Source organism: Methylobacterium komagatae (assembly GCF_042661665.1).
Lineage (GTDB): Bacteria > Pseudomonadota > Alphaproteobacteria > Rhizobiales > Beijerinckiaceae > Methylobacterium > Methylobacterium komagatae.
Window position 1 is genome coordinate 3,634,808 of the sequence record NZ_JBHSWN010000001.1, and the last position, 19,972, is coordinate 3,654,779.

Genomic DNA, 19,972 nt, shown 5'->3' on the forward strand with positions numbered 1-19,972 from the left:
GATAAGGCGGAACGGGTGCGGATGGCCGCACGTTTCAGAGCGACTTCTCATCCAGGAGAAACGCAATGCGCGCTCTGACCATCGCTTCCATTCTCGCCCTCACCGCCGTCGCCGGCATCGGACAGGCCGAGGCCAAGGGCTGCCTCAAGGGCGCCGTCGTCGGCGGCGTCGCAGGCCACATGGTCGGCCACGGCGCGGCGGGCGCTGCGGCGGGTTGCGCCGTCGGCCACCACCGCGCCAACAAGGCGAGCACGAACACCGCGCCGACCTCGACCGGCTCCACCACCACGACGTCCCGCTAAGACCCCAACGGCACGGTGGCGCCTGACGGGCGCCGCCGTGCCTTTCCACACCTCGCCACATCCTCGCCCAGAAGTGCCGGTTAAGCTCGACCATAAGACGAGCCTTCAGGCCAACTTCTAGCAACATGGGGAGCGCTCTCCCCGGACGCGAGGAAAGCGAAGCTGCATGCAGGTCATTCGGGCGACGTCATCGACAGCGCGAATCGGGATCGTTCTCCTCGGTGCCGGCTTGAGCGCCTGCAATTCCACCGGCCCGACGACCACCGGCTCCCTCGCCGTCCGCCAGACCTCCCTCGTCGTCAGCGATGCCGAGCGTGATTGTCTGGGACGCGCCATGTACTTCGAATCGAAGCGGAACGACGCGGAAGGCCTGCTGGCCGTCGGCACGGTCGTGATGAACCGGCTCGAAGCGGCGATGTTTCCGGGGGCATCTGCGCGGTGGTGGGTCAGCCGGGTCAGTTCGCGACCGGCGTTCTGACGAAGCCCATGCGCGAGAAGGACCTCGACAAGATCGCGGACGTCGCCGACGCCGTCCTGGCCGGCGAGCGCCACCCGAAGGTAGGGAAGGCCATGTTCTTCCACACCGCCGGCTATCACTTCCCGTACAAGAACATGCACTACGTGGCCGCGGCCGGTGGCAATGTCTTCTATGAGAAGAAGGACCGGAAATCGGCGGCCAGCCTGCCCATGACGCCCTCGGCCTCCGATCCGACCCCCACGCCCATGGCTCAAACCGTGGCCGCGCCCGCGCAGTAGGGCGACCGGTGCCGCCATGGGTTCACGCTCGCCCGCCGCTTCACTCACCTCGGGACGATCGAGGACCATCCGCGAGCCGTCCGTGATCGAGCCGAACGCCATCTTCGACAATCTCACGCGATACCACTTTGCGCGCGAGATCGACCGCTGGGGCTGGACGGTCGGAGCCCATAGCTACGGCCGACCGAATGTCCTCGAAGCCGAGTTGGCGCGCCTGCATATCGGTCGCTTCTGCTCGATCGGGCCGGACGTCACTATCGTCCTCGGCAACCACCGCACGGATCTCGTCACCACCTATCCGTTCAAGGCGATCGCTGGGATCACTGGCGGGGGCCTGTGGGCCCCCGCCCTCGATTGCTCGGACGACCACGCCACGCGCGGTGATGTCGTGCTCGGAGACGAGGTGTGGCTCGGCGCGGGATGCCTGATCCTCTCCGGCGTCACGATCGGGCACGGAGCGGTCGTCGGGGCGGGCGCGGTCGTCCGGCGCGACGTGCCGCCCTACGCCATCGTGACCGGCGATCCGGCCGTGGTCGCGCGCTATCGCTTCGACCCCGCGATCATCGACCGACTCCTCACGGTGAACTGGTGGGCTTGGCCGGATGAGCGGATCACCCGCCATCTGCCCCTGATCCTCGGCAGCGACATCGAAGCATTCCTGCGGGCCGCCGAAGGGGCGCGTCCCCGGCAAAGCCGAAATCCGCGAGGAAGCCGCGCTCCCCGGCGGCACGCGCCAAGTAATCACTGCGCGGCGCGATCCTACGCGGCGCCGAGATACGCGGCCTCCAACCCCTTGTCCGCCGACAGCTCCGCCGCCGTTCCACGCGCGGCGACCCGGCCCTGTTCCAGAACGTAGCCGCGATCCGCGACGGTGAGGGCCAGCGCCGCCATCTGGTCCACGATGAGGATGGTGACGCCCTCGTCGCGCAGTTCGGCGACGGTGGCGTAGAGGGCGTTGATCATGGCCGGGGCGAGACCCAGCGACGGCTCGTCGAGCAGCAGGATGCGCGGATGCGCCATCAGCCCACGGGCGATGGCCAGCATCTGCTGCTCCCCGCCCGAGAGCAGCCCCGCCCGGCTCGTCGCCCGGTCGCGCAGGCGCGGGAAACGGTCGAGCAGACGTTCCACCTCGGCTGGATCGATCGGTGTGCCACGCCCGAAGGCGCCCAGGCGGATATTTTCCACCACGGTCAGTTCCGGAAAGACCTGCCGTCCTTCCGGCACCAGCGCGAGGCCGAGGCGGGCGATTCCATGCGCCGGCATCGCATCGACGCGACGATCATCGAGGACGATCGCCCCCTCTACCGGGCGCAACAGCCCGGCGAGTGCCCGCATCGCCGTTGACTTGCCCGCCCCGTTGGCGCCGAGCAGCGCCACGGTCTCTCCCGGCCGGACATCGAGCGCGACACGGTCGAGGACCGGGGCGGCACCGTAGCCCGCCGTCAGGTCGAGGACGGAGAGCACGGCATCCGCCGGTCCCTGCCACGGCGCGGCGCGCGGGCGAGCGGGCGTGTCGGCGCCGCCGAGATAAGCGCGCAGCACCGCCGGATCGCGCCGGATCTCGGCGGGTTTCCCCTGCGCGATCGGGCGTCCCGCATCCATGACGAGGATGTGGTCGGAGATCCCCATGACCAGCGGCATGTCGTGCTCGACCAGCACCACCGCGATACTGTGATCCGCGACCCGGCGGATCAGCGTCGCCAGCCGGTCCGTATCGGCCCGGGAAAGACCGGCGGCAGGCTCGTCCAGCAGGAGCACGGCGGGCTGTCCCGCCAGCGCGCGGGCGATCTCGACTAGGCGGCGGTCGACATGCGGCAGCTCGGCGGCGGGGCGGTCGAGCGAGCCCCGGTACCCGACGAAGGCGAGCAGGCCCTGCGCCGTCGCGCGGTCGCCCGCCCCGGCGCGGCGCCAGAGGCGGCCCGGCGCGAAGCCCAGCGCCACGTTGTCGGCAACCGGGAGCGAGCCAAACAGGCGCGTCGTCTGGTAGGTGCGCGCGATGCCAGCCCGAGCGACGACATGCGCGGGCCGCCCGGCCAGGTCGCGCTCGCCCAGCCGGATCGTGCCCGCACTCGGGCGGTAGAAGCCCGAGACTATATTGAGCACGGTCGTCTTGCCCGCTCCGTTCGGGCCGATCACGCTGGTGACGTTGCCCCGTCGGGCGGTCAGCGCGACGCCCTCGGCTGCGGTAATCCCGCCGAAGCGGATGCCGAGACCTTCGAGGATCAGCGGCGCGTCCCCCGCTTTTCCAGCGAGCGGAGCCGCATCTGCGGCACCGGATACGGTTTCGTCGCGCGCACGCGGCAGCAGGCGGGCGAGGCTGCCGACCAATCCCGACGGGACCAGCCAGAGCACGACGAGGGTGGTGAGGCCAAAGAACAGCAGCCGGTATTCGGCGAGGCCCGACAGCGCCTCCGGCAGGAGCACGGTCACGAGGGCGCCGAAGAGCGGGCCGAGCACGGTTCCCGCCCCCCGACGATCACCGACAGGACGAAGAGGATCGATTGGGAAAAGGGGAAGGAACTCGGCGCGATGAACAGCATCAGCGGTGGCAGCACGGCTCCGGCAATGCCGGTGAGCGCCGCCGAGATGGCGAAGGCCAAGGTCTTCACCCGTACCGGGTCGAAGCCGAGCGCGGCGGCGGCGACGTCGGCATCGCGCACGGCGCGCATCGCCCGGCCGAGGCGGCTGCGGGCGAGGAGATCGAAGCACAGGAGACTCGCCCCGGCCGCGAGCACCGCCAGCGCCGCGAGACCGGCGGGGGACAGCGGATCGCCGAACAGGCTCGGGGGGTCGGTGACGACGAGACCGTTCTGGCCGCCGGTCACCTCGCCGCCCTCGATCAGCCCGTGCTCGACAATGAAGCCGAAGGCGATCGTCAGCATGGCGAGATAGGGGCCCTTCACCCGCATCGCCGGCACGGCCACGAGGATTCCGACGAGCGCCGCGATCAAGGCCGCCGCCGGGAGCGCCAGCCAGAAGCTGACGCCGCGGAGGGTCAGGATCGCGCTGGCATAGGCGCCGATGGCGTAGAAGCCGGCATGGCCGAAGGAGATCAGCCCGGTGAGGCCGAGGAGCACGTTGAGCCCGACCCCCGCCACCGTCGTCAGTGCCACGAGGGCGATGACGAAATGGCTGTAGCCCGCCGTCACCGCGACGAGGCCCAGCGCGGCGGCGGTGAGGACGAGGATGCAGAGGCGCATCGCCGTGGCCGATCTCAGGCGATGCATGGGATCAGACCTTGTTGACGGCGGCGCGGCCCAGCAGACCGTCCGGCCGCAGGGCGAGGGCCAGGACGATCACCGAGAAAACGACGAGCTGCGTGTAGGTGGAACCCAGCGTCGCGGTGACGCCCGCCTCGACCAGCCCGTAGAGCAGCCCCGCCAGGATCACCCCGGTCGCGGATCCGATGCCGCCGAGAATCGCCACGGCGAAGGCCTTGATGCCGAACAGGGTGCCGAGTTCGGCCGAGACCGAGAAGAGCGGCGCGATGAGCAGACCCGCGATGCCCGCGAGCGTCGCCGAAAGGGCGAAGGCACAGGCCACCGTGCGGCGTACGTCGATGCCCATCAGGCGCGCCGCGTCGGCGTTCTGCGCCACAGCGAGGAGGACGCGGCCGAGATCGGTCCTGCGGAACACCATGCGGATCGCGAAGGCCAGGGCGATCCCGATCACCGGGATCACCAGCTGCAGCGGGTAGATCCCGGTCCCGAAGATCTCCACCGGCTTGCTCGCGAGCGGGGAGGGCAAGCTGCGCGGCTCCTTGCCGAAGCTGAAGAGCAGCGTGTTGTCGAGGACGATCCCGCCCGCCACCGTCGCGAGCAGCCACGCATCCGAGCCCCGCATCACGAAGGGGCGCACCAGCACGGCCTCGACGAGGAGACCGAACAGGGCGCATCCGAGAAGCGCGAGGAGGATGGCCAACGGCATCGGCCAGCCGAGGGTCACGCCGAGCCAGTAAGCCAGGACCGCGCCGAGGGTGACCACGCTGCCCTGCGCGAAATTCACGGTGCCCGAGACGGCGTAGGTGACGTGGAAGCCCAACGCCACGAGCCCGTACATGCTGCCGAGCCCGAGGCCGCTGACGAGAATGGAGGTCAGCATCGCCGCCGCTCAGTTGGTGACGGCGACGATCTCACCGTCCTTGAAGCGCGTGAACACGTAGTCGGACGGACCCAGCGCATCGTGCCGGTCCGCAGAGAACGGATGATCGTAGGTTTTGATCAGGCCCGGATAGGTGCCGATCTTGTAGAAGCCGTCGCGAACCTTCGGCCCCTCGGTCGAACCGGCCGCCTGGATCGCCAGGGCGAGCAGATGCGTGGCGTCGTAGGCATTGGCGATGCCGACCGCCGGGGTGACGTCGGCCATCGACTTGATCGCCGGGTACTTGGCCTTCAGCGCGTCGAGAACGGCCGTCGCCTTCGGGGAGGTGTTCCCCGCGAAGGTGAAGGTCTGGATGAAGTGAACCTTGGCGGCGCTCGGCCCGGCGAGCTCATCGAACCGGCCGCCCGCCGGGCCCCAATGGGAGACGATGGGAACCGACCAGTTCATCCGGTCGAGGGACTTCACCACCTGCGCCGAAGGGCCGACATTCCCGACGAGGAACAGGGTATCGGCGCCCGCCTCCTTCAGCCGCGTCGAGCTGGGGCACCATGTCGACGTCGTTGGCCTCGTACTTCTCGATCCCCGCCGTGGGCAGGTTCGCGGCCTGAAGCGCGTCCTTGAGGCCCTTCTGGTTCGACTCGCCCCAGGCGTTGTTGACGAGGATCATGCCGGGCTTCTTCGCGCCGTAGGTCTTGATCGCGTAGGCGACGAGGGCCTCGTCCACGAGGGCATCCACGGCCGAGACGCGGAAGGCGTAATTGTCGGCGGCGCCGTTCCGGGTGATCCCGGTTCCGGCCGCCCAGGGACCGATGAAGGGCACCTTCATCTGATTGGCGACGGGCACGATCGCCATCGAGACCGGGGTATCGAGACCGCCGACGACGGCCACGACGCCGACCCGCTGGATCAACTCGCGGGCGGCCAGCACGCCCTTCGACGGGTTCGCCTCGTCGTCGCGGGCGACGAGTTCGAGCGGCCTGCCGAGCACACCGCCCTTGGCGTTGATCTCGTCGATGGCCAGCCCGATTCCCCGCGAGATCGCCTCGCCCGATTTCGCGGATTGGCCGCTCAAGGCGGTCACGAGACCGATCCTGACGGGCTCAGCCGCCGCTGCCGGCTGATGGGCAAAGCCGAGCGCGACGCACGCGGACAGCGCGATGCGGCGCAGGACGGGTGAGGCGTTGGAGGCCATGGGTGTCTCCCGGAAGCGAGGCGCCGCCTGACGACCAGCGCGCCGGGTATTGCGCAACGTCCATGCCACCGGAATGCGAGGCGATCCGCGATCGTCCGCCGCGGAAGATGCATTCTCCGCAGCAGGAATGTGCACATTCCCTCGCCAAAGTGCATACACTTTCTGCATGCACTTTGCGTCCCGTTCCTTCACCCTGGAGGGATAGGAGCTTGCCATGACCGATGCGACCTTGAAGAATCTCACGGAGCGGGACGCCGCGAGTGTCATCGCCTATCTCGAAGCGTCGATGGTGCCCGATCCCGAAACCGCCGCGCGCTACATGGCGCCCGGCACGCGGATCGTGTTCACGGGCGCCCGAGTCTTCGGCCATCCGTCCGAAGTCACGGCCTTCAATGCCGGCCGCTATGCCTGGGTGAAGAAGCGCATGGAGCGGCTGGACGTGGTACCGGGCGACGGTGTCACCACGGTCTACAGCCTCGGCACCCTCTACGGCGAATGGCCCGACGGCACGCCGTTCGAGGGCAACCGCTACGTCGACCGCTTCACCGTGCGCGACGGTATGATCGTCGGCATGGAGGTGTGGAACGACAGCGCCGAGCGCCTGCTGACCAAGCACGGCATCACCGCCTGAGCGGCGATCAACCGGCGCCGACATCCTCGACATAGGGCGCGAGCAGGCGAACGAGATCGCGCTCGCGGGGAACCTGCTGGATGATGCGCGCCCGCTCCGCCACCGCGTCGAGATGGTGGTCCATGAGGCTACAGGCGCGATCTGCATCCCCGCTCACGAGGGCGGCGACGATCTCGCTGTGCTCGTTGACGGCACAGTCCGACGAATGCGGACGCGCATAGAGCGACAGGATCAGGGCACAGCGGTAGGCGATCTCGGCGACGTAACGGTTCAGCACGGTGCTGCCGGTCATCTCGGCCAGCATCAGGTGGAATTCCGTGGCCAGCCGGATCGAGACCGCCTCGGGACCGCTGCGGGCGGCCTCCTCGCGTGCGATCTGGTCGAGCAGCGTCGCGTGCTGCTCGGCGCTCAACCGTCCAGCGAGGCGCCGCACCACCAATCGCTCCAGGCCGAGGCGCACGTCGAACGTGTCGCGGGCCTCCTCCCAACTCGGCGTCGCAACGACGGCGATGCGGTTGCGGCGGAGATCGACCAATCCCTCGCCGGCCAAGCGGAGCAAGGCTTGCCGCGCGATGGTGCGGCTGACCCCGAACCGCTCGCCCAGGGCATCTTCGGGCAGACGGTCCGCGGGCGCCAGCGCCCGCTCGACGATCGCCCGCCGCAGGGCCTGACAGATCGCGCCGACGCGATCCCCCTCGTCTCGAACCTTCATCGGCGCCGGACACTCCGCGCCACGGCCGCTACGCATGGGTCGATCATGGTCCTCACTTTCGAACGCGATCCGCTCATGGGACCGGCCACACGAATGAGGGCCCCATCCTCGCTCTGAGGGCTACGATGAACCAGCCATGCTCCATTCGTGAAGCCCCCCGATCCGTCTCAGGACCAGTGCCGGTGGACAGCGGAATGCTGCAACCGGCAACCGGCCGACTCTTTTGCCGGTTCGGAGCGACCGCCTGAGCAGGAGGCCCGATGCGGGCGGGCGAACAGCTGCGGCTCAGCCCGCCTGCAAAGGAAGCAGCTGGATGATACCATTGGTTGAAGCTTGTATGTGCACCCGCTGGAGCATGGCACCTTATCTAAGCTTAAAGACGGCCTAGTCGCTGCGAATACGGTTATGAGATCGGCATATCCTATAACCACTTGAAAAAGCCCATATAGATTTCAAAAGTAGTACTGAATGGCGAATATACCACCATTGTAAAGAACTATTACGCGTCTTTCTCGGTTGCACGGTTCAGTAAGTAGCAATTAAGAGCTAAGATCGTCTCCGTTATGATGGGCTGTAAAGATTTGGGCCATTTGGGGTCTGAGTGTGGCGCCCGCGTTTCGCAGGTACAGGCTGGTTTTGCTAATCTTCGCGCTGGCGCTGGGCACACCCTACTTGGCTCTATTGGATCAAAATGCGCAGTCAGTCGCGATCTTAGCCGTCAGCCGCGAAAGCCTGGACGCCGCCATTCGATCCGTTGCCGAAGCTGACGGCGAGATCGTCGCGATCGCGGCGGGCCATGTTTTGTACGCACGGTCTGATCGCAGCGGCTTTACATCTCGCCTGCACGCATCCGGTCGGTGGCTTGTCCTGCCAGCGATGAATGCCGCCTGCAATAATCTCGCCCTTCCCGAAAATATCTAACGAAGCCGAATAGAGCCTTGCCGTGATGGATCTTGATCAGCTGAGAGAATCGTTTGCTCGGTTTCTCATTGCACTTCTTTGGCTCCACGTGCCAATCGTGGCGGCAATCATGTACTTTGCAGGCGACACATTCAGTGTCGGCCCGCCGCTTGCTGCCGCTCTGCTCGCCAGCCTCGCGACTCTCTGCTGGGTTCGTGCTCCGATCGAAACCGGCACACGGCTCCTCACCGGCGTCGCACTCGTCGGGATGGCGGCCACCTTGCTCTACGCGCTGACGGGACATCCCTGGCAGGTTGATCTGCACATGTATTTCTTCGCCTGCCTCGCAATGCTCGTGGGCTGGTGCGATTGGCGCGTCATCCTCGTCGCCGCGGCTGTCACAGCGGTCCATCACCTTGCCTTTGGCCTGTTACTGCCGCTGTTGATCTTTCCGAAGGGGGCAGGCTCCGATCTCACCCGTGTCGTCCTTCACGCGGTCATCGTGCTGATGGAGACGGGTGTCCTGGTTTGGGTGTCTCAGACGATTGCGAGAGCCTTCGTCGATCTCAAGCATTCTGCCGCTGAACTCCATGCGCGCCTGGATCAATCCCGGGTCTTGGAGGCCGAGGCGGCCCGTGCGCGGGGGCAGCTCGAAGACCAACGCCGTTCGACGATGGTCGAGCTTGCGGGAGGCTTCGAGGCCGCGATCGGCGGCATCATCGGCAGGGTGTCGTCTTCCGCGGCCGAGCTCCGGTCGTCGGCGGAACGGATGAATGCGATCGCTGCCAGGACGGCGGGCCAGTCCACCAACGTGGCGACCGCCGCCGAGGAGGCCGCATCGAACGTAGGGACGGTCGCGGCGGCCGCTGAGGAGCTGGGTGCCTCGGTGCAGGAGATCGGCCGTCAGGTGCAGGGCTCGGCCTCGCTGGCGCAGACGGCCGTCACCGAGGCCGACCAGACGGCCAACCTCGTCCAGGTCCTGCAACGGACCTCCGCGCGGATCGGCGATATGGTCGGTCTCATCTCGAACGTCGCGAGCCAGACCAACCTGCTGGCTCTGAATGCCACCATCGAGGCCGCCCGCGCGGGCGAGGCCGGGCGCGGCTTCGCCGTCGTTGCGGCCGAGGTGAAGGAGCTCGCCAACCAGACCGCCAAGGCGACGGAGGAAATCGCGTCCCAGATCGGAGAAATCCAGGGCGTGACCAATCAGGCTGTGTCGGCCATCGGTGGCATCACCGGCCGTATCCGCGACATCAACAGCGTCGCAACGTCGATTGCGGCTGCGGTCGAGCAGCAGGGCGCGGCCACGACGGAGATCGTCAGGAACGTGGCACAGGCCGCCAACGGTACGGACGAGGTGACGAGCAACATTGCTGGCGTCGCACAATCGTCGGAGGAGACCGGAGCGGCTGCGCGGCACGTCCTCCAAGCGGCCTCCGACCTGTCGCGCCAGTCCGAGCACCTGGGTGCAGAGGTAACGCGCTTCCTTGCGACCGTACGAGCCGCCTGACCCTCAACCATCGGCCTCAAGGCGCGCTTCCCCAGCTGGACGCTGCAGAAGCGGACAGACCCGATGGAGGAATGGCTCGAGCGATGTCGTCTGTCGCTCCGTGCCGGAGTTGCACCGGCGCGGGCTCGTCCGGCACGAAGGCTCCGCGCTGCGCGCCCATTCCGGCCGGTCCATCGCTTCGCCGCAAGCGCCACGGCATGGAGCGAGCGCCGAACTCCCAAAGGCGCGAACTCGAACCGAACTAACATGGCGGCGTGACGGCCCACCCATGCCGCAGAACGGATCACAGGCGGAGTTGGGGCAAGGTGAGGTAGGCGCGTCGGCATGAACCTGACCGACAGGTTCACATCCGGTGAGCTATGCGATTGAATTTGCTGGTGCTGCGAGAGAGGATTGAACTCTCGACCTCTTCATTACCAATGAAGTGCTCTACCACTGAGCTACCGCAGCATCCTGCATCCTCGAGGGGATGCGGGGCAGATCGGGGGGCCGGTGGGGCCGTTCCGTCTGCGCGAGTGGGGCCATAACGGATCGGCGCGGGCTTGGCAACGCCAGTTATGCCTCTGGCGTCACCTTTGGTAGGACCGGACGTTGCAGGACCGCCCGGATGATGGCCGCGAGGCCGGGCTCCGTCACCGCCTCCGCCGCCTCGGCGGGGGTGAACCAGCGCAGCTCGCGCTGGTGCGCCTCGGGAAAATCCTTCGCTGCTTGCGCACGCGCAAGGGAAACACCTTCACCTGGCAGGTGACGGCTTCCAGGTTCTTCAGCCGCTTTTCGTAGAGGTAATAGCCCAGCGGTCGCTTGCCGACCGCGCCGCGCAATCCAGCCTCTTCGTAGGCTTCCTGCGCCGCCGCCTCGAACGGCTTGCGGCCCTTCATCGGCCAACCCTTCGGGATCACCCAGCGGCGGCTCTCTCGCGAGGTGACGAGCAGCACCTTCACGGCGCCGTCCCGGCCACTGCGAATGGGCAGGACACCGACTTGGCGCCGCGGCTCGTCGGCATCGTCGAGATGGAGATCGGAGGGCCTGAGCCGACGGGTCGACGGCTTGGCGGTGTGTGCGGCGATAATGAAGGTCCTCCGGGCGTCCGGGTCGAACCCGGCTCACCCCCTGCAACGGGTAACCCCGCACGGCCCCCGATGAGCCGTTGTCTAGATATTGCTACCTTCCGGCCGCGGAGCAAGGCCGGACAAGGGCTTGGACGTATCACGCACGCCCATCGTGACACTCGGGCCGGACGCCCCTGGCACGGGCAGGGCCGCCGCCGCCATGCCCGCGGAGATCGGGTCGGACGCCACGGGCTTGTCCGCCTTCACCTCGGCCGGGAGGGGCTTGAAGACCGGCTTGGTGGGCGCATCGGCCGGCACCGAAGCGGGAGCCGGCACGAGGGCGTGACCTAGCTGCGGCTCGTCCTCCTCCGGGTCCATCGGCTCGCTGGGCGCACCCAGCGCGTTCGGCGGAGCCTGCCACGTGAAGGCGTCGAGCTGGCCCGAGATCGGAGAGACCGGTTCCCAGGTCTGCGAGGCGACGCCATCGGCGATCCAGAGGGGATCACGCGGGGCGCGGGCCGCACGGGAAAGCCATTCGCGGGCACGGCCGGACTGGGCGCCGTGCTCGGCCTCCTCGATCGCGGCCATCATCAGGCAGGTGCGGACGGTCGGCCCCTCGAGGGTGAGCGGCTGGATCGCTTCCCGGGCCCGGCCGAACTCACGGGCGTCCAGGGCAGCCTGGGCGACCGCGAGGCGCGCCTCGGGATCCCAGGACGAGATCTTGGCCAGGTTCTCCGCGCGGGCGAGCCGGTCGCGAACCGAGTCACCGGTCCGCAGACCGAGATAGACCTGGGTCAGGTCGGGATGCGGATTGATGCGCCACGCGGCCTCGACCACGCGGGCGGCCTTCTTGAGGTCGCCCCGGCGGGCGAGGAGACGCCCGGCGAGGCAGGCGGCGGGCACGAGGCCGGGGGCGAGCTTCACGGCCTGGAGGGCACGCTCGGCGGCCGCCTCCGGCTCACCGGCCTCGCGGTCGCGGGCGATGGCGGTCAGCAGCACGGCCCGCTGGCGCTTGGCCGCCTGCTTGTCGATGAGGCCGAGGGAGGCGCGGCGCTCCACCGTCTCCAGAGCGCCGGTCCAGTCGGTATCGGCGCAATGGGCTTCGAGCATCGCGTCGTTGGCCCAGGTCACGCTGGGCGCAAGCCGCGCCGCCTCGGAGGCATAGGCGCGGGCGGCAATCTCGTCGTCGCGGCGGCGGGCCTCGACGAACAGGCCGCGCAGGCCGAGCACCCGGGTCTCGGGGTCGTCGGCCATGGCCTGGAAGGCGCGCTCGGCGCCGTCGCGGTCACCGGAGATCTGCGCCGCCTGGGCCTTCAGGAGCAGAGTGAGCGGCTCGGTGCCGAGCAGACGCTCGGCGTCGCCCGCATAGCGCTTGGCGGCCAGCGGATCGCCCGAGCCCACCGCGATCATGCCGCGCGACAGGGCCGAAAGCCCCTTGGTCCGCCGCCGCTCGGCCGAGCCGCGCACGAGCGCCTCGGGCAAGCCGATCATGCCGCGGATGATCGCCCAGACGAAGCCGAGGGCGATCGCCACGGCGATGACGCCGACGATCGCGAGGGCGAGGCTGGTACCGACCTGGTAGCCGTTCCACACCAGCGTGACGGTGCCGGGCCTGTCGGCGATCCAGACCGCTCCGAAAGCGGCGACGGCCAACAGGACGAGATAGGCGAGGGCGCGCCACATGAGGTCAGTCTCTCCTGGCACCGGCCGCCGGGCGGCCAGCGCGAATTCGGGATGGCGCGGGGGCTCTCACGCCCCGCGCCGATGGGTGGGATCGGCGGGCAAGCGCCGCCTTCATTGCTGCGCGGCGGGGGCGGGCAGCGCCTGGAACGCCGAAGCGGTGAGCGCCCGCGACGCCTCGCTGGCCTTGGCTCGCGCGGCGAGGGTAGTACCGAAATCGCCGGCCTGAGCCTTCGCCTCCTGCGGGAGGGCGTCGAACGCCTTGGCCGCGCCCGCAAGGTCACCCCGGTCGAGGGCAGCCTGCACGGCTTCCTCGGGCGCAGCGGCGTTGCCCTCGGCCGGTGCGGCGGCATCCACCTTGCGCACCTGGACGAGGCCATCGGCCATGCTGAGCAGCTTCGTGCGGAAATCACCGCTCTCGGAGGCCGCCTTCACCCGCGCCGCCTGACGCGCCTGCGCGATCTTGTCGGCGATACCGCGGAAGGTCCCCGCGAGTTGGCCGACCGTGGGCGCCCCCTTATCCGCGAAGGGCGCCAGCGCCTGGGCCTGATCCTGCGCGGCGGGATCGAGCTTGCGCAGGGTGGCCAGAGGCTCGGCATAGGGCACGCCGCTGGCGAGCGCCGAGGCGACGCGATCCGCCACCACGACCTTGAGAGCCGCCTGGACGGTCGCGGTCGGCGCCCGGTCGGCGAGGCCCTTGTCCAGGGTGGCGATCCGCTCGGCCTGCTCGGAAAGCTTGCGATCGACCGCCTTCGATGCCTCGGCGGCCTGAGCCTGCCCGGCCTCGGCGGCCTTGCGGGCCGCTTCGGTCGCCGATTGCACCGAGTCGGTGGCGGATTTCACCTTGGCGTCGAGGCTCTGCTGCAGCGAGTCGAGGCGCTGACCCAGCGCCGCGGCGGCGTCCGCATTCTGCTTGGTGCGCGATTCGACCTCGCTCCGCAGGGCGGCGATGGCGTCGGTCGTCTCCTTGGCCTTGGCGTCGTTCGCCCCCGCGCCTTCCAGGGCCTTCACGCGGGCATCGAGCCGGCGACTTGCTTTGCCCCATCGGCCTGCGCGACGCCCACGGCGGCATTGCCACCCTGGTCGCGGCCGGGCTCTTCCTGCAGCGCCGAGACGCGCTGATCGAGGCTGTCGAGCCGGGCGGCGAGATCCGGCGGCACGGCGGCAGCCTCGCCACCCGACTGCCCCTGGGCCGACGGCTGCGCCGACGCCTTGTCGAGGGCTTGCTTGGCGCTCGCCTCGGCGGCGGCCACGCGCTTGTCGAGGGAGGCCAGGGCATCCTTCGGCGCGAGCCCGCCGATGCGCTGGTCGAGCGCCGAGATCTGGCCGCTGAGCTTCTGGTCGAGGGCGGACAGACGTCCGGCATCGCCGCCGATCCCCGCCTTGTCGGCGGCGAAGAGGAGACCGGCACCGATCACGCCGCCGATGAGGCCGGCAGCGGCCATGGAGCCGAAGCCGCCCCGTGCCTTCGCAGCCGGGGGCACGACACCGGCGGAGGACGCGGCAGGCGCGGGCGAAGAGGGGGCCTTGGACGCCGTCACCGGAGCCGGAGAGGGACCGGACTTGGTCTCGCCGGGCTTGGAATCACCGAACTTGGAATCACCCGGCTTGGCAGCCGGGATCGGACCGCCGGACTTCGTGTCGGCGGGCTTGGTCTCGCCCGGCTTGTTGGGGACGGTCGCGGCTGGCTTGGGCGCATCCTTCGCGGCGGCCTGCTCCGGAACGCGGGTCGCCTTCAGATCGATGATCGGCCCGCTCGTGACTGTCGAACCGGTGACGGGACCGGCGGGCCCGCCGGGGCGGGCGCTGGGACCGGCCGTGTTCACGGGGTCGGGCTTCTTCGGATCGGACGACTTGGTATCGGACATCTTGGCATCGGCAGCCTTGGCGGGCTCCGGCTTCAGCGGGTCCGCTTTCACGGGATCGACCTTGGGCGCATCCATCTTAGCGGCGCCGCTCACGACCCCGGCAGGCTTGGTGTCGGCGGGCTTTGTCTCGAAGGGCTTCGCGGGCTCCACCTTCGGGGGCTCGGCCTTCGTGGCTTCCGGCTTCGGCGGCTCGGTGCCGGTCTTCGGCGGGGTGCCGGGCGGCAAGGGCGTGACAGGCTTCGTCGCGGAGGCGGGCACCGTGGCAGGCTTCACCTCGGCAGGCTTCACCTCGGGCTTGGCATCCGGCTTCGCGCCGGACGGCCCGGAGGCGGGCTTGTCTGCGTCGCTGGGCGCTGGCGTCACGGGCGGATCCTCCACTGTCGGCGTCACGGCCACCGCGGTGTCGCGGCGGACCGTTCCCCTATCACCGCGTCGCCTGTTCCGGCGAGGGCGGCCTGTTCGGTTTGTCGGGCCGCCGCTCATCGGGCAAGCCCGCCTAGCAGCGCCGTTTCGCGCGGCTCGGCCGCGACGAAATGGACCCGGATGTCCGCTTCTTCCAGTGTTCGCGCGATGTCGGCGGACAGGCAGTAATGTTCCAGAGCCCGGAAAGCTCCGCGCAAACCCGCCGAGTCGCACAGCGAGGCGGCGATCCGGGCGCTCCGATTTGAATAGTGCAACGCGGCCTCCAGCGTTCCGTCGGCAAGGGCGTGCTCGATCTCGCCTGGCAGTCGCGGCAGGGCTTCGGCCCTGTAGGCGATGTGGGTCACGAGGTGAAACCCCGCCCGGTCGAGAGAGGCGGCGGGCTCCGGCTTGCGCTCGGCCCCCGCGACATGGATGAGGCGCGCGCCCGGCGGCAGGCGTTGCGCCACGACGGCCGCGAGACCCGCCCCATCGCCCGGCCCCTCGATGATCGGCCCGAACCCCGCACGGGCCGCCCGCTCGGCCGTCCGCGCTCCCACGGCGAAGACTGGGACACCCTTCAGGCGGGGCTCCAGAGCCTTGACCGCGTTGGCGCTGGTGAGGACGATGCCATCGAACTCCCCCTCCGGAAGCGGCCCTTCCACGGGATGCACGGCGAGAACGGGCGCCACGAGGGCCGCATGACCGAGCCCGGCCAGGGCCGCACCGGTGCGCGAGGCCCCCGGCTCCGGTCGCGCCACCCAGACGCGCACCGGGCTCAGCCCTCCAGGCTCAGGCGCACCCCATGGCGCGCCTCCGCGCCGGGAGCCAGGAGACGCTGCGAATCCCGCTCCGCGAGTTCGCCGTCGAAGCCCGCCCAATCGGCATGGCCGGTCCAGCATTCCAGGGAGAGGAACGGCGCGGTCGGCTTGGTCCATACGGCGAGATGGGGGAAATCCTCCGCCTCCATGCGGATCGCCGCCCCGTCCGGGCCAGTGAAGCGCATCACGCGGCTCTTCGCGTTCCGGAAGACGAAGGCTTCGGTGAAGATCGCGGGATCGAGGGGCAGGCTCGCCCCGTCGAGGGGCACCGGCTGCTCGTCGCGCAGGAGCAGACCGCCTTCGCCGACCTTCGGCGCAAAGGGCCGCTCGGCCGCCTCGAACGCCACGGCATAGCCGCCGTCCCGCGCACGCTCGCCCCCGGCGAAGGGCCAGGGGAAGGCGGGGTGGAAGCCGAGCGCATAGGGCAGGGGCCTGTCGCCGGGATTGCCCACTGTGACCTCGAAATCGAGCCCGGACGGGCGGAGCCGCGCCGCCACATCGAGACGGAAGGCGAAGGGGTAATGCTCTCGCGTCTCGGGCCCATCGGTGAGGCGCAGCACCACCGAATCGTCCGTCCGCGCGATGACCGTGAAGGGCAAGTCGCGGGCGAAGCCGTGCTGCCCCATCGGGTAGGATCGGCCCTCGACCTTCACGGCGCCCCTCGCAGAGGCGCCGACGACGGGGAAGAGCCACGGGGCATGGCGGTTCCAGTGGGCAGGGTCGCCGCTCCACAGGTACTCGCGCTCGCCGACCCGCCACGAGACCGGCTCGGCCCCATGGGTCGCGACGGTCGCCGTGCTGCCATCCTGCGCGATGAGGTCGATGCGCTCGCCCACGGAATGCTCCCGATCCTGTCGGAGATCCGAGTTAACGGACCGGGAGGAGGGCGCAAGGGCCTCAGCCGAGCTTCTTCAGCGAACCGATATCGACCTCGCCATTCTGGCTCGTGAAGGTCACCGATTGGCCGCCGCCATCGGCCTGCGACACCCCGCCGATGCGGTGATCGCCGCTGTCATAGGTCGAGACCTGCCCGTTCGCCTCGATCAGCAGGCGCCGCTTCTCCGGGAAGAATGCGTATTTCATCCCATTCTGGGCTCCGCTGGTCGCCGGCGCGCCGAGATCCTCCGGCCACCAGGGCTTGGTGCCCTCCATGGGCTTCATGGGCTTCATGGGCTTCATGGGCTTCATGGGCTCCATCGGCTTCATCGGTTCCATGGGCTTCATCGGTTCCACGCTGCGTCCTCCGCCTCGGTTTAGAGTGCGGAGGACGCGCAGGAGCGCGTTCGGTTGCACGCGCTGTCGCGGTTAGCGGTCCGGCCGGTCGCGCACCTGCCCGTCGAAGCCGACATGCAGCTCGCGCTCGCGGCCGTCCTTGTCCTTGGCCGCGACCTCGAGATGACGCGGGCCGCGCCCCGTGATGCGCACATCGTCGTAGCCCGCCTTCTTCACGGCTTCCGTCAGGGCGGGGACATCAGGCGTCGGGCCGAGGCCGACCTTGTCCTTGGCCCAGTCGAGGCCACCGGGGGGTGGGCCGCCCGCCGGGCCGAGAAGGTCCTGGCGCCCATCGGTGCGGGTCAGCACCCGGGCATGGAGGAAGCCGTTCTCGAACCGGCCCTGGACCGTGACGCTCTCGCCCTTGGCGACGAGCTTGCCGCCTTCGCCCGCCGGGCCGGTCTCGACCAGGGCTCGCCCGGTCGCGTCCTGCACCACGAACTTGTTGCCGAAGATCTCGGCCACATCACCCTTGATCGCCGTCGCGCCGGACGGGGCGAGCGCCTGGATCGCCACCGGCTCGACCGGGGTCACCGGCACCGTGCCGTTCCGGGCCAGGGACAGGCCTGCCGCCCCGAAGGCGAGGGGAAGGGCCAGCGCGCCGACCACCCAGGTGCGCTTCGGGATACCCTTGCCGGGCTTGGGCGGCTGTGCCGGAATCTCGGTGGCGGTGCCGTCGATCACCGTGTCCGTGCTCTTGTTGTCCGCGTTCATCGCTCTTGCCTTTCGCTGCGGGACCCGTTCGGTCCGTGGCAGCCGGTGTAAGGGGAGGGGCGCGACGGGAACTGAACCGGGCGGTTCAGCCCCGGTTAAACGGCCTGACCTACCCCGGAGCCGAGGAGGGACGGGCGTGAAGATCCTGTTGGTGGAGGACGATGCGGCGCTGGCGGCCGAAATCGGCAAAGCGCTGCGCGCGGAGAACTTCGTCCTCGACCGGGCGGCGGATGGCGAGGATGCCCGGCACCTCGGCGAGACCGAGGGCTACGATGCCTGCATCCTCGATCTCGGCCTGCCGCGCGGCGACGGGGTGTCGGTGCTGAACGCGTGGCGGGCGGCGGGACGGACCCTGCCCGTGCTGGTGCTCACCGCCCGCGACGGGTGGAGCGACAAGGTCGCCGCCTTCAAGGCCGGGGCGGACGATTACCTCGTGAAGCCGGTGCGTGTGGAGGAACTGGTGATTCGCCTGCGCGCCCTGGTGCGGCGGACGCAAGGCAACGGCGCGAGCCGACTCAGTTGTGGGCCCTTGAGCTTCGATCCGGGGCTCGGCGCCTTCGAGCGGGACGGATTGCCCTTACGCCTCACGGGGCTCGAATGGCGCGTCCTCTCCTGCCTGATGCTGAACAAGGATTCCGTGGTGCCCCGCGCCTACCTGATCGAGCGCGTCTACGACGGCGATGCCGAGGTCGATTCGAACTCTGTGGAGGTGATCGTCGCGCGGCTGCGCAAGAAGATCGCCCCGGCTCGGATCGAGGCCGTGCGCGGCCACGGCTATCGCCTCACCGCGGACGCGGCGTGATGCGGCTGCGCTTCGGCTCCCTGCGGACGCGCCTCGTGGCCGCCGCCCTGGCGGCGGTGGTCGTGGCCCTCGTCGTCGCGGGCCTCGCCATCGGCGTGATCCTCACGCGGTTCCTGCACGGCCAGATCGACGGGCGCCTTGATGCGCAGGTCACGGCCCTCCGCGCGGGGCTGGAAGCGGGGACGCTGGCTCGTCACCCCGAGCGATTCGACGGTCCTCCCTTCGACCGGCCGGGCGGCTGGATCTGGGAGGTCCGCAAGGGCGGTGAGACCCTCCGCTCGGAGTCCCTCGCCGCGCCGCATCCACCCGGCGCGATGATGCTGCGGCAGATCGAGCTGCCGGGAGACCCGCCCGCGACGATCCTCGTCGGCGCCCCTCGGGCCGCCCTCTACGGCCCCTTGCGCGACGTGCTGGCGAGCCTCGCCCTGGCGCTCTCCGGACTCGGCCTCGTGCTGGCGGTGGGGGCGGTGGCGCAGGTGCGCCTCGGCCTCGCGCCCCTCTCGCGCCTTCGGGACAACCTCGCCGCCGTCCGCGCCGGAACGCAGGCGCGAGTGCCCTCCGATCAGCCGGAGGAAGTCGGGCCCCTCGTGACCGAACTGAACGCCCTGCTGGAGCAGAACGAGCGCAACCTCGACCGTGCCCGCGGCCACGTCGCCAACCTCGCCCACGGCCTCAAGACGCCGCTGGCGACCCTGTCGCTGGCCCTGCGTGATCCGGCGAGGGACCCGGACGGCGCGCTCGCCGCGCAGGTCGACGACATGGACCGGCGGGTGCGCCACCACCTGCGCCGGGCGCGCGCCGCCGCCCTCGCCGGGCCCGGACGGGCCCGCACGGCGCTGCTGCCGCGCCTCACCGATCTGCGGGCGGTGCTGACGCAGATCCATGCGGGCAAGCGGCCGGAGATCACCCTCGACGTCCCCGCCGACCTCGCGGTCGCCTGCGAGGAGCAGGATTGCGACGAGATGCTGGGCAACCTCCTGGACAATGCCTGCCGCTGGTGCGCGGGCCGCGTTGCTGTCCGGGCTGAACGGGCGGGATCGCTGATCGAGATCCGAATCGAGGATGACGGCCCCGGCCTCTCGCCGGAGGCCGCCGCCGCCGTGATGGAACGGGGGCGCCGTCTCGATGAGGCCGTTCCCGGTGACGGGTTCGGCCTGCCGATCACGCTGGAATTGGCGGAATTGTACGGCGGCTCGCTGAGCCTCGGACACGCCGAGGGTGGGGGCCTGCGCGCGACGCTCAGGCTGCCGGGCTGAAGGGCAT

General features: G+C 69.6%; 18 protein-coding genes, 1 tRNA gene and 3 pseudogenes. 9 read left to right on the forward strand and 13 right to left on the reverse strand.

The annotated features are described in order from the left end of the window. Positions 1-65: 65 nt before the first annotated feature. From ACFQE0_RS18115 to ACFQE0_RS18130, 4 genes are all read left to right on the forward strand, one after another. Positions 66-302, forward strand: coding sequence for a hypothetical protein (locus ACFQE0_RS18115; protein WP_378972143.1), 237 nt, complete (start codon positions 66-68; stop codon positions 300-302). Positions 303-468: 166 nt separating this feature from the next. Then, entirely contained in the window at positions 469-780 is a 312-nt protein-coding gene (locus ACFQE0_RS18120) for a hypothetical protein (protein WP_378972145.1), read from the forward strand. 8 nt (positions 781-788) lie between these two features. After that, on the forward strand, positions 789-1,058 hold the full coding sequence (locus tag ACFQE0_RS18125; protein ID WP_378972147.1) for a hypothetical protein: 270 nt from the start codon (positions 789-791) through the stop codon (positions 1,056-1,058). Between the two features lie 82 nt (positions 1,059-1,140). Next, complete coding sequence (locus ACFQE0_RS18130) at positions 1,141-1,914, forward strand: CatB-related O-acetyltransferase (protein ID WP_378972150.1); 774 nt, start codon at positions 1,141-1,143, stop codon at positions 1,912-1,914. Here the strand turns inward: ACFQE0_RS18130 and ACFQE0_RS18135 are convergent. The 3 genes and pseudogenes from ACFQE0_RS18135 to ACFQE0_RS18145 all read right to left on the reverse strand — a co-directional run bounded on the left by ACFQE0_RS18135 (position 1,818) and on the right by ACFQE0_RS18145 (position 6,351). Continuing rightward, a pseudogene (locus ACFQE0_RS18135) lies at positions 1,818-4,285 on the reverse strand (branched-chain amino acid ABC transporter ATP-binding protein/permease). The gene ACFQE0_RS18130 and the pseudogene ACFQE0_RS18135 overlap by 97 nt on opposite strands. A 4-nt stretch (positions 4,286-4,289) precedes the next feature. Next, on the reverse strand, positions 4,290-5,159 hold the full coding sequence (locus ACFQE0_RS18140; protein ID WP_378972152.1) for a branched-chain amino acid ABC transporter permease: 870 nt from the start codon (positions 5,157-5,159) through the stop codon (positions 4,290-4,292). A 9-nt stretch (positions 5,160-5,168) separates the two neighbouring features. Further along, a pseudogene (locus ACFQE0_RS18145) lies at positions 5,169-6,351 on the reverse strand (ABC transporter substrate-binding protein). A gap of 214 nt (positions 6,352-6,565) precedes the next feature. On the opposite strand from ACFQE0_RS18145, the gene ACFQE0_RS18150 reads away from it, so the two are divergent. After that, positions 6,566-6,982, forward strand: a complete 417-nt coding sequence (locus tag ACFQE0_RS18150; protein ID WP_378972154.1) for a nuclear transport factor 2-like protein — start codon at positions 6,566-6,568, stop codon at positions 6,980-6,982. Between the two features lie 7 nt (positions 6,983-6,989). On the opposite strand, the gene ACFQE0_RS18155 is transcribed toward ACFQE0_RS18150, so the two are convergent. Further along, on the reverse strand, positions 6,990-7,694 hold the full coding sequence (locus ACFQE0_RS18155; protein WP_378975558.1) for a GntR family transcriptional regulator: 705 nt from the start codon (positions 7,692-7,694) through the stop codon (positions 6,990-6,992). Positions 7,695-8,330: 636 nt separating this feature from the next. On the opposite strand from ACFQE0_RS18155, the gene ACFQE0_RS18160 reads away from it, so the two are divergent. Further along, positions 8,331-8,615 (forward strand): hypothetical protein, encoded by a 285-nt coding sequence (locus ACFQE0_RS18160; RefSeq protein ID WP_378972157.1) that lies wholly within the window; start codon positions 8,331-8,333, stop codon positions 8,613-8,615. A gap of 25 nt (positions 8,616-8,640) precedes the next feature. Continuing rightward, positions 8,641-10,104: a methyl-accepting chemotaxis protein gene (locus tag ACFQE0_RS18165; RefSeq protein WP_378972159.1), complete on the forward strand. Its 1,464-nt coding sequence runs from the start codon at positions 8,641-8,643 to the stop codon at positions 10,102-10,104. 375 nt (positions 10,105-10,479) lie between these two features. Here ACFQE0_RS18165 and ACFQE0_RS18170 read toward each other — a convergent pair. The 9 genes and pseudogenes from ACFQE0_RS18170 to ACFQE0_RS18210 all read right to left on the reverse strand — a co-directional run bounded on the left by ACFQE0_RS18170 (position 10,480) and on the right by ACFQE0_RS18210 (position 17,907). Continuing rightward, a tRNA-Thr gene (locus ACFQE0_RS18170) sits at positions 10,480-10,554 on the reverse strand. Between the two features lie 105 nt (positions 10,555-10,659). Beyond that, positions 10,660-11,075 (reverse strand): annotated as a pseudogene (locus ACFQE0_RS18175) (NUDIX hydrolase). A 180-nt stretch (positions 11,076-11,255) separates the two neighbouring features. Next, positions 11,256-12,836: a heme biosynthesis protein HemY gene (locus ACFQE0_RS18180; RefSeq protein ID WP_378972162.1), complete on the reverse strand. Its 1,581-nt coding sequence runs from the start codon at positions 12,834-12,836 to the stop codon at positions 11,256-11,258. 111 nt (positions 12,837-12,947) lie between these two features. Continuing rightward, entirely contained in the window at positions 12,948-13,844 is an 897-nt protein-coding gene (locus tag ACFQE0_RS18185; protein WP_378972165.1) for a hypothetical protein, read from the reverse strand. Then, positions 13,841-15,064: a hypothetical protein gene (locus ACFQE0_RS18190; protein WP_378972167.1), complete on the reverse strand. Its 1,224-nt coding sequence runs from the start codon at positions 15,062-15,064 to the stop codon at positions 13,841-13,843. Before ACFQE0_RS18190 ends, ACFQE0_RS18185 begins: the two co-directional genes overlap by 4 nt. 116 nt (positions 15,065-15,180) lie before the next feature. Further along, complete coding sequence (locus ACFQE0_RS18195; RefSeq protein WP_378972170.1) at positions 15,181-15,873, reverse strand: uroporphyrinogen-III synthase; 693 nt, start codon at positions 15,871-15,873, stop codon at positions 15,181-15,183. A 5-nt stretch (positions 15,874-15,878) separates the two neighbouring features. Beyond that, positions 15,879-16,757, reverse strand: a complete 879-nt coding sequence (locus ACFQE0_RS18200; RefSeq protein ID WP_378972172.1) for an aldose 1-epimerase family protein — start codon at positions 16,755-16,757, stop codon at positions 15,879-15,881. Positions 16,758-16,818: 61 nt separating this feature from the next. After that, positions 16,819-17,145 (reverse strand): hypothetical protein, encoded by a 327-nt coding sequence (locus ACFQE0_RS18205; RefSeq protein WP_378975560.1) that lies wholly within the window; start codon positions 17,143-17,145, stop codon positions 16,819-16,821. 81 nt (positions 17,146-17,226) lie between these two features. Beyond that, positions 17,227-17,907 carry a DNA-binding protein gene (locus ACFQE0_RS18210; protein ID WP_378972175.1) on the reverse strand — a complete coding sequence of 227 codons (681 nt, stop codon included), beginning with the start codon at positions 17,905-17,907 and terminating at the stop codon, positions 17,227-17,229. 136 nt (positions 17,908-18,043) lie between these two features. Between ACFQE0_RS18210 and ACFQE0_RS18215 the strand changes: the two genes are divergently transcribed. Further along, on the forward strand, positions 18,044-18,709 hold the full coding sequence (locus tag ACFQE0_RS18215) for a response regulator transcription factor (protein WP_378972177.1): 666 nt from the start codon (positions 18,044-18,046) through the stop codon (positions 18,707-18,709). Then, positions 18,709-19,965, forward strand: a complete 1,257-nt coding sequence (locus ACFQE0_RS18220; protein ID WP_378972179.1) for a sensor histidine kinase — start codon at positions 18,709-18,711, stop codon at positions 19,963-19,965. The genes ACFQE0_RS18215 and ACFQE0_RS18220 overlap by 1 nt, the downstream gene beginning before the upstream one ends. Positions 19,966-19,972 lie beyond the last annotated feature (7 nt).